Source organism: Pseudobacter sp., assembly GCF_051955275.1.
Classification (GTDB): domain Bacteria; phylum Bacteroidota; class Bacteroidia; order Chitinophagales; family Chitinophagaceae; genus Pseudobacter.
In genome coordinates this window covers 25,317-34,123 of sequence record NZ_JBQCGW010000211.1, presented here as the reverse complement: position 1 = coordinate 34,123, position 8,807 = coordinate 25,317, and the positions used below count along the sequence as shown (strand labels likewise).

Annotated in this window: 6 protein-coding genes; 4 read left to right on the top strand and 2 right to left on the bottom strand. The window is 47.6% G+C overall.

Annotated elements, in window-relative coordinates; translation table 11 throughout:
• A partial coding sequence (locus tag ACTHMC_RS18215) for a winged helix-turn-helix transcriptional regulator (RefSeq protein WP_440415220.1) occupies nt 1-222 on the top strand: 222 nt, incomplete at its 5' end.
• Here ACTHMC_RS18215 and ACTHMC_RS18210 read toward each other — a convergent pair.
• Complete coding sequence (locus ACTHMC_RS18210) at nt 219-1,157, bottom strand: SPFH domain-containing protein (RefSeq protein ID WP_440415219.1); 939 nt, start codon at nt 1,155-1,157, stop codon at nt 219-221. The genes ACTHMC_RS18215 and ACTHMC_RS18210 overlap by 4 nt on opposite strands.
• Nucleotides 1,158-1,413: 256 nt before the next feature.
• Complete coding sequence (locus tag ACTHMC_RS18205; RefSeq protein WP_440415217.1) at nt 1,414-2,214, bottom strand: SDR family NAD(P)-dependent oxidoreductase; 801 nt, start codon at nt 2,212-2,214, stop codon at nt 1,414-1,416.
• 203 nt (nt 2,215-2,417) lie between these two features.
• Between ACTHMC_RS18205 and ACTHMC_RS18200 the strand changes: the two genes are divergently transcribed.
• The 3 genes from ACTHMC_RS18200 to ACTHMC_RS18190 all read left to right on the top strand — a co-directional run bounded on the left by ACTHMC_RS18200 (nt 2,418) and on the right by ACTHMC_RS18190 (nt 8,736).
• On the top strand, nt 2,418-3,629 hold the full coding sequence (locus tag ACTHMC_RS18200; protein WP_440415215.1) for an ROK family protein: 1,212 nt from the start codon (nt 2,418-2,420) through the stop codon (nt 3,627-3,629).
• A gap of 74 nt (nt 3,630-3,703) precedes the next feature.
• Nucleotides 3,704-6,823: a SusC/RagA family TonB-linked outer membrane protein gene (locus tag ACTHMC_RS18195; RefSeq protein WP_440415213.1), complete on the top strand. Its 3,120-nt coding sequence runs from the start codon at nt 3,704-3,706 to the stop codon at nt 6,821-6,823.
• Nucleotides 6,824-6,843: 20 nt separating this feature from the next.
• A complete protein-coding gene (locus ACTHMC_RS18190; protein WP_440415212.1) occupies nt 6,844-8,736 on the top strand; it encodes a SusD/RagB family nutrient-binding outer membrane lipoprotein in 1,893 nt (630 codons plus the stop codon).
• Nucleotides 8,737-8,807 lie beyond the last annotated feature (71 nt).

The window sequence follows — 8,807 nt, the reverse complement described above, 5'->3', positions numbered from 1 at the left end:
AGGGTATTGAGCAATGAGTTGAAAGACCTGGAGCTGAATGGTTTTGTGAGACGCACTGTGGATACAAAGGCCAAACCTGTTGTGGTGGAATATGAGGTAACCGAATATACGGATACGTTAGAAGAAGTATTGACTGCGTTGCACAACTGGGGTCATCAGCATAGGGAGACCATCATGCAACGCAGCCGTAAAATGAAAGAGCTGGAAGCCTTGGAGGCTTAATCTTTTTTCTTATCTAATGACAGGATGATGCCACCACCGTTCCCGGATTGCACCTGTGGCAGTTGTCCATCCCATTTCTGAATCTTAAGGTATTCTATATAAGTGCCGTTCAGTGAAACCTGCTTTCTGCGGATGGCTTCGGCCTCGCCGGAGGCAGCAATTACCTGGGCGGCACTATCGGCCCTTGCCTGAGCAATTTTTCTGTCGCCCTCCGCAATGGCCACCAGGCGCTGGTTTTCGGCCACCTGTACTTCCTGTATCGCTTTTGTTTTTGCTTCAATGGATTGTTGCAGCGCTTCAGGCGGTGTGATATTGGTCCTTAACTGGGAGATGGTAAACCACTTTGCCACTCTTTTATTCGCTTCGGCAACAATGTCGGATTCAAATTGCTCCCTTTGATTGAAGATATCGTCCACCGCCCATTTGTTAGCTACGTCATTCACCGTACCCACGATGGCTGTCTGAAGCCACTGCTGTTCAATCTGCTTTACATCTAAACGGAGATTGGAGAACATATCGCCGATATCACCCGGCTTCAGTGCGTAGTTGAAACTGGGTTTGATGGTTGCGGAGAAACCACCTTTGGTGATCACCTGTTGTTCCGGGTAATCGATATGCTGCTGGAAGGTGGGGAACTCATAGAGTTTGCTGATCCAGGTATTGTAGATCACCCAGCCGGTCTTGTATTCGAACTTGCTCACACCGCGGTCATCGCCCGTGAGGTTTACCTTGATGCCTACATGGCCGGCATCCACACGCTCCATGGTGAATGGCTGAACGGCGGATATGATCAGTCCGCAAACGAGGACAAAAATCCCGAACCAGAATTTTCCGGACGCAATCATATTGCCTCCAGAGCGGATGGTGGCCCAGTTGGCTCTGAAATAAAGAAACACAATAATGAGCGTGCCGATCACAAATAAAGCTGAGATCATCTTCTGATAAGTTTTTTAATAAGAGGAATGATAAGAAAATAAATCAGTGCCACTTCAATGGCAATCGCCAGCATGAGCAACAGGGTAGAGCTCTCTCGATTGACCAGGTACTCTACGTTGAGCGTAGTGAGTGCAATAAATAATAAGATTCTTAACAGGGCTATCATGGAGCTGTGTTTTCTACATAAATATTGGTCGCGTAATGATAATATATATTACGTAGAATTCAGCTATCCGCTTATCAGAATACCCAGACTCAGTCCACCAATGAGCCGCAAGTGAGATTGGCCACAGTTCCGGTGATGGCGCTGGCCAGATCCGAAGCCATGAAAACAGCCGTGTTGGCAACTTCATCCAGGGTAGGGAGTCGTTTTAAAAGTGTATTGGCCTGCGCATGTTGTTCCAGCATGCTTTCGATGCTGATCCCTGCGCCGCCTGCTGCTTTTGCAAATACTTCATTACTATAGGAACCGTGGGCGCCGGCTTCGGGCATGGCATCCGGGCGGAGACAGACAGACCTGATCCCGTACTGACCCAGCTCACCGGCAAAATGCCGGTTAAGGGCTTCGATACCTGAGCAGGCGAGCCCATACCCCATGAAACCGGGGCCCGGTAATTTTGAACCGGGTGTGGAGATACTGAGCAAAACCCCGCTTTTCTGCCGGATCATATGTTTGGCCGCTGCCTGCGCCGTGATAAAATTTGAGCGGATATACGTGTTAACGGGGAACATAAAATCCTCGAGCGACAGATCAGGGAAACTCACTCCCTGGATATGAAAGGTGCCGGTCACATTCACTGAGATGTCGATCCGGCCTGCTTTTGCTGCCACACTGTCTGCATGTTTCACCACGGCTGCCTGATCCAGTACATCAAGCGCTGCTGTTTCAATGCGGCCATCCGCAGCAGAAATGGTATTTGCCACGCGCCGGAGTTTTTCCTGATTTCGGGCCACCATCATTATATTTGCGCCAGCCTTGTAAAAGGCCCGGGTGATTGCACTACCAATAGCTCCCGAAGCGCCATAAATGATGGCGGTCTTGTTATGCAGGTACATAATTTTCAGCTTTTAATTTACTCAAACTTACGCTGCTCCGTGTTGCCGGAAAGGGTGTTCGTCCGCCAAAAAGCGGGTCTTTTTCAACTTCTCTAGTTTCAATAGTGGGGGTTACTTGATAAATTAATCAAAAACTTTTTGGATTTATTTAAGAAGTTTTCTATTTTAACAGTCAAATTTAACATCAACTTAAACTATCGCTTGTGTCGGAGAAGCAGCAACTGTATAAGCAGAGCCTGATCAAACATCTGTATTTCAAGAGGGAATTGTCCTGTGCCGAGTTGAGTTCACTTACAGAGAAGAGCCTGCCTTATGCAGCCAAAGCACTGTCTGAACTGATGGAGGAAGGCGTTGTTATCGAATCCGGCCACGCCCATTCAACCGGTGGCCGCCGTCCCCAGATGTACTCTCTGAAATCCGACATCATGTTTGTGGTAACGGTAGCGATGGACCAGTTCATCACGCAGGTGGGCATTCAGAATATGCATCATCAGTATGTGGGAGAGATCGACAAGCTGGAACTGGATCTCAGCAACCAGTCGGATTCGCTTCACAAACTAGCACAGTTCCTCGATTCTTTCATCAGCAAATCCGGAATACCCAGGGAAAAGATAGCAGGCATTGGTATCGGCATGCCTGGTTTTGTGGATGTAACGAAGGGGATCAACTATACTTTTTTACAGTCGGGTGCAGAAAGCATCGTGAGTCATATTGAGCGGATAACCGGGTTACCGGTGCAGATTGAGAACGACAGCAGCCTGATAGCGCTGGCGGAACTGAGGCTGGGCGCGGCACGCGATAAGAAGAATGCCATGGTGGTGAATATCGGTTGGGGTATTGGACTGGGATTGATCCTGAACGGAGGTCTTTTCCGCGGCACCAACGGGTTTGCGGGTGAGTTCAGCCATATTCCATTATTCACCAATGAAAAGATCTGCAACTGTGGAAAGATGGGTTGCCTGGAAACGGAGACCTCTTTACTGGTGATCGCTGAAAAGGCCATCAACGGATTGCAGCAGGGCAGGACCTCCACTTTGAAGAACCTGAGTGAAGAGAAGGTGGAGGAAACGTTCCGTGCGATCATGGACGCGGCCAACAAAGGTGATAAATATGCGGTGGAACTGATATCGCAGGCTGCTTATCATATCGGGCGTGGTATTGCCATCCTGATCCATGTACTCAATCCTGAGCTGATAGTGCTCAGCGGGAGAGGGGCACTGGCAGGAAGGATCTGGCTGGCGCCGATACAGCAGGCCTTGAATGAACATTGCATTCCGCGCATTGCAGAGAACATCGAGATCATGATTTCTCAGTTAGGGTATGAAGCCGAACGATTGGGAGGCGCAGCCCTGGTGATGGAACATTTTGATAGCATCAGGTCACATAGAAGAAGTCATAAATTATTGACCGCCTGATTGGAAGGCTCAACGTGCAGGCCCTTTACGCAGGGGAGGTCTGCACCATTATTAAACCAAACAATACACACTGCATGAGACAAATGCTATGCCGCCTTGTGCTATGCGCGTTCTTCGCCGCATTAAGCTGCCTCACAGCGAACGCACAGGAGAAAAAATGGGTTTCCGGCTCAGTGAAGGATTCAACAGGTAATCCTGTTGCTTCTGCAACCATTGCCGAGAAAGGGACCAGCAATCAGACAGCTTCGAATGGCCAGGGTGCTTTCCGCATCCAGGTTGCCAGCGGAGCAACACTTGTGATCAGCGCCGTGGGATTCGGCACACAGGAAGTGAGCGCAACTGACGGGGTTAACGTGACCCTCCAGAATGCTGCCGCCGGCCTGGACGAAGTGGTTGTAACGGCACTGGGTATCCGCCGCCAGAAAAAATCACTCGGATATGCTGTACAGGAAGTAAAAGGCCGTACCGTGGCTGATGTCCGCGAACCGAACATCACCAATTCTTTGAGTGGCCTCGTTGCCGGTCTCCAGGTGATCCGCTCCAGCAATGGACCTGCGGGTTCCTCCAAGATCGTGCTCCGTGGTATGAACTCCCTCACCGGTTCCAACCAGCCGCTGATTGTTGTAGATGGTATTCCCATCGATAACTTTACAGGTGTTGAAAACAACGATTTCTTCAATCCGCAAATGGATATGGGGAATGGCCTGGCTGATATAAATGCAGAAGATATTGAAAGTATTTCAGTACTTAAAGGTGCAGCTTCTGCAGCGTTGTATGGTAGCCGCGCCGGTAACGGAGCCATCCTCATCACTACTAAATCGGGCAGAAAAGTAAATGGTTTGGGTATTACTGTCGGTTCCACCCTGGGATTTGAAAAAATTCTGATGCTTCCGGAAAGACAGTCCAGTTTTGCTCAGGGAAACAATGGTGTTTATGCAAACGATAAGAATAATGCATTCAACTGGGGACCGAAGATTGAAGGTCAGGAAGTGACCAACTGGAATGGCCAGAAAGAGAATCTCAGGGCATACGATAACGTGGACGCTTTTTATGGAACTGGCGTTAACCATAATCAATCTGTTTCTCTCCAACAGCAATACAAGAACACCAGCGTGTACACTTCCATGAACTATCTCAATGATAAAAGTGTGATCCCTGGCGCTAAACTTACCCGTGTTAATCTGATGACGAGGGCCACTTCCAAATTCGGAAAGGACGATCGTTGGAGCACAGACTTCAAAGTGCAGTATTCAAATTCAAAGGCAGTGAACCGGCCACAGGCTGGTTCCAATGCAAATAACTATTCTGCTTTGCTGCTGGGAATGCCTATAACGGTGGATGTTACACAGTTTAAAAACGCAGTAAAACCAGATCGTACTATGTACTGGTGGAACGATCTGAGCAGCCAGGTGAATCCTTACTGGAACGCAAAGTACCGCACGAATATGGATGACCGCGATCGCTTTATCCTCAATGGATCTATCAAATACCAGTTCACTGAATGGTTGGATGCAGAGATCAAAGCGGGTGGGGATATGTATAACACAGACCTGGATAACAAATTATACGCAGGCAGCCCGCTCGGTAGAACAGGCCGCTATTCCAATGGCAAGATAAGCTTTAAGGAATTCAACTACAGCACCCTCATTACGGCCAAAAAAGACAATCTTTTCGGTAAACTGGGCGGTACTGCGGCTTTGGGTGGTAACCTGATGGACCAGCAATGGAGCCAATTAGAACTAAACGTTGGTGAACTGCAGGTGCCTGATCTTTTCCTCGGTACCAATGGTAAGGACCCCGTTAGCATTACTGATAAAGTAAGGGATAAGAAGATCAATTCCGTGTATGGAACTGTAGGGCTGAACTGGGATGGTTATCTTTATCTGGAAGGTACTTTCCGTAACGACTGGAGCTCTGCGCTTGCAAAAAATTACCGTTCTTACTTCTATCCTTCAATCAGCCTGTCATATATCTTTACCGAGCACCTGAAAGGATTACCTTCCTGGCTGAGCTATGGTAAGATCCGCGGATCAATTTCTGAAGTGGGTAACGATATGCCTCCTTATAACCTCTACAATACTTATGTTATCGAGCGCGATGCAAATGGCAGAACAGTTGCAAAACGTGATAATACAAAATTCGATTCTACTGTCACCAATGAATTGATCAGGTCTCTGGAGTTAGGTGCCGAGTTGCGCTTCCTGAACAACAGAGTTGGACTCGATTTCAGCTATTACAGAACAACAGCATCAAATCAACTGATCAATCTGCCGATGGATCCTGGAAGTGGTTATGACTTTAAGAGGATCAATGCAGGTAGGATCCGGAATGAAGGATTTGAGATCGCTGCAGATGCAAAAATTCTTACCAATCCGAATGGGCTAAGCTGGAATGTGAATGTGAATTTCTCTACCAACAAAAACACTGTACTCGAAATCTATCCAAAGGATGATGTGCAAATCTATAATCTCCAGGCATTCGATGATGCTGCGGTAGTAGCAGAAGCAGGCAAACTGTTTGGTGAGATCTATGGCAGTCAGTTTGTTCGTGTAACAGATAAAGGAAGTGCTGATTATGGTAAATTATTACTCACAGCACAGGGGCTGCCACAGCGTTCCCCCACTATCGTTCGCTTGGGTAACCAGCAACCGAAAGCGCTGCTTGGCATAACCAACACCTTTGCCTACAAAAACTGGCATCTTGGATTCCTTGTTGATGGAAGGTTTGGTGGCCAGATCTTCTCCGGTACCAATGCTGATTTGCAGCAAAGTGGTGTTGCGGCTGTTACTGCGCCGGGTGGAAACCGTGCGGACTTTGTCGTGGACGGTGTAGTTGCAAAATCAGGTGGTGGTTATGAAACCAACACTACGGCGGTTACGCCTCAACGCTACTGGAACGCTGTCGCAGGTGTATCAAATCTTGGTATCACGGAAGCTAATATTTATGATGCTACTAATATTCGTCTACGCAACGTTCAGCTCAGCTATGAGTTCCCTAAGAAGATGTTGGGCAGAACACCTATACAGCGTGCAAAATTGGGCGTTAGCTGCAACAATGTGTGGCTGATCACCAGCCATCTGAATGGCGTGGATCCTGAATCTGTTTTTGCTACAGGTGGTAGTGCTGTGGGCTTTGAGTATTATGCTCCTCCTACAACCCGCTCTTTCCTGATCAACCTGATGCTAAGTTTCTAATCACTGAAACCGAATTTAAAATGAAAACATTAAAAATATCTTCAGCACTGTTTCTGTCAGCCTCCCTGCTGGCTTCTTCCTGCTCGAAGTTCGATGAGTTGGGTGTGAACCCTAAACAGGCGAATGACAGCCAGGTGGAAGTGGAATACTTCCTCAATAACGCCATTGTTGGGGCGCAGATGGACCCGCATATTGCAGAGCGCATTTTTGTAATTTACTGGAAAGATGGCGCCAGGTTTGAATGGGACGGAAGCGGTTTCAATTCCGGCGGACAGAATGATGGTTACAATACAGACTATTATCGTTACATCTCCGGATGGCTCAATAGCGCTGCTACAGCAATAGAAATTGCTGATAAAAAGAAAGGTAACGGCACTGCATGGCCATACAATGAAAACCTCAAACAGGTGGCCCGTATCTGGCGCGCTTACCTGCTGAGTGAAATGACAGATAACTTTGGCCCCATTCCCATCAATGGCTTTCAGGGCGTGAACCCGGATTTTTCTGATGTGAAAACTGTATACTATCATATACTCGACGAACTGAAAGATGCAAGTGCTAAACTTGATCTTGCGGGCAACGCCGATGCAGTGAAAGACTGGGATCCGGCTTATGGATACAATTTTGCAAAATGGCAGAAGTATGCCAACAGCATGCGTCTTCGTCTGGCAATGCGCTTGTCTGAAGTTGACCCGGATAAAGCCAAATCGGAATTTGAAGATGCTGTTACCAAACCATTGCTCACTAATTGGGATGATGCTTTTCAGGTTCAGGAAAAAGATGGCTATAGCCCACTCACTGGTGTAATGAGCCGTACCTGGAACTGGCAAAGTTTGAGCACAACACTCGAGAATATGTTTGTTGGCCTCGGTGGTATTCCTTCTGCTGATCAACTGGCTCCTTCATTTGCATCATATATCAAGCCTGCTAACTATGCCGGTTTATTGCTGACAGAACAATTCTCTGCCAAAAGCAACGATCCATTTGCCGGCTACTTCCTGGATGGTCTGCCTTACTCTATCGACCCACGTGCATACAAAGCATTCCCAATTCCTGGAGACTTTACCAATCCTGCTACTGCAAAAATTGGTAACTGGGATGTTACTGCATATGATCTGGCTGCAGGTGCTCCTAATACCGGCCGGAATCTGGAAGCTGCTTTCACTTTCAATGGTACCAATGGCGGTGCATGGGGAGCCCCAGGTACACGCAACGAATGGAGAAACAATGCAGGTGGCCTTCCCAGACTGGCCAACCAATTCAGAACAAGTACCAACAAACGCCTCTTCTTCGGCCCATGGGAAACTTATTTCCTGATTGCTGAAGCTGCTGTACGTAACTGGACTGTTCCGATGTCAGGAGAAGCAGCATACAAAGCAGGAATTGAAGCTAACTTCAGTTACTGGGGTGTAAGCTCTTTCGCTGCAGATTATCTGGCAAGCGAAAGCTACAACAGACTGGGTACTTCTGTAAAATGGGATCACGTAACTGAGCCTCCTGCAAGTTATACCGTTAATTATGTTAATGGTTATACTAACACTGCAGGAACTGCCACTATTCTGTACCCCGTAAATACATTGTACAAAAACGGTACTGTAAAGAATGATCAGCTTACAAAGATCATCACTCAGAAATATATCGCTCAGCTTCCCTGGTTGCCACTAGAAGCATGGAGTGACAAACGCAGACTGTCGCTTCCTTTCTTCGAGAATCCAAATACAGAGGATGTGCTGAACAATATGCCAGATCTCAATTCCGGAAATTATATGAGCAGCAGTGTGAAATTCTTACCTCAACGTCTGAAATATCCTGCTTCACTGAGGAATACCAACGTGAAAGGGTATGAACAGGCTATGCAACAACTTGGAGGCTTAGATAATGCCCTGACCCCCCTCTGGTGGGCCAAAAAATAATTCGCGGGTTAGATTGTCCACCTTGCGGGTACATGAGAAGATCGGCCGCTCCAACTGGAGCGGCTTATCTT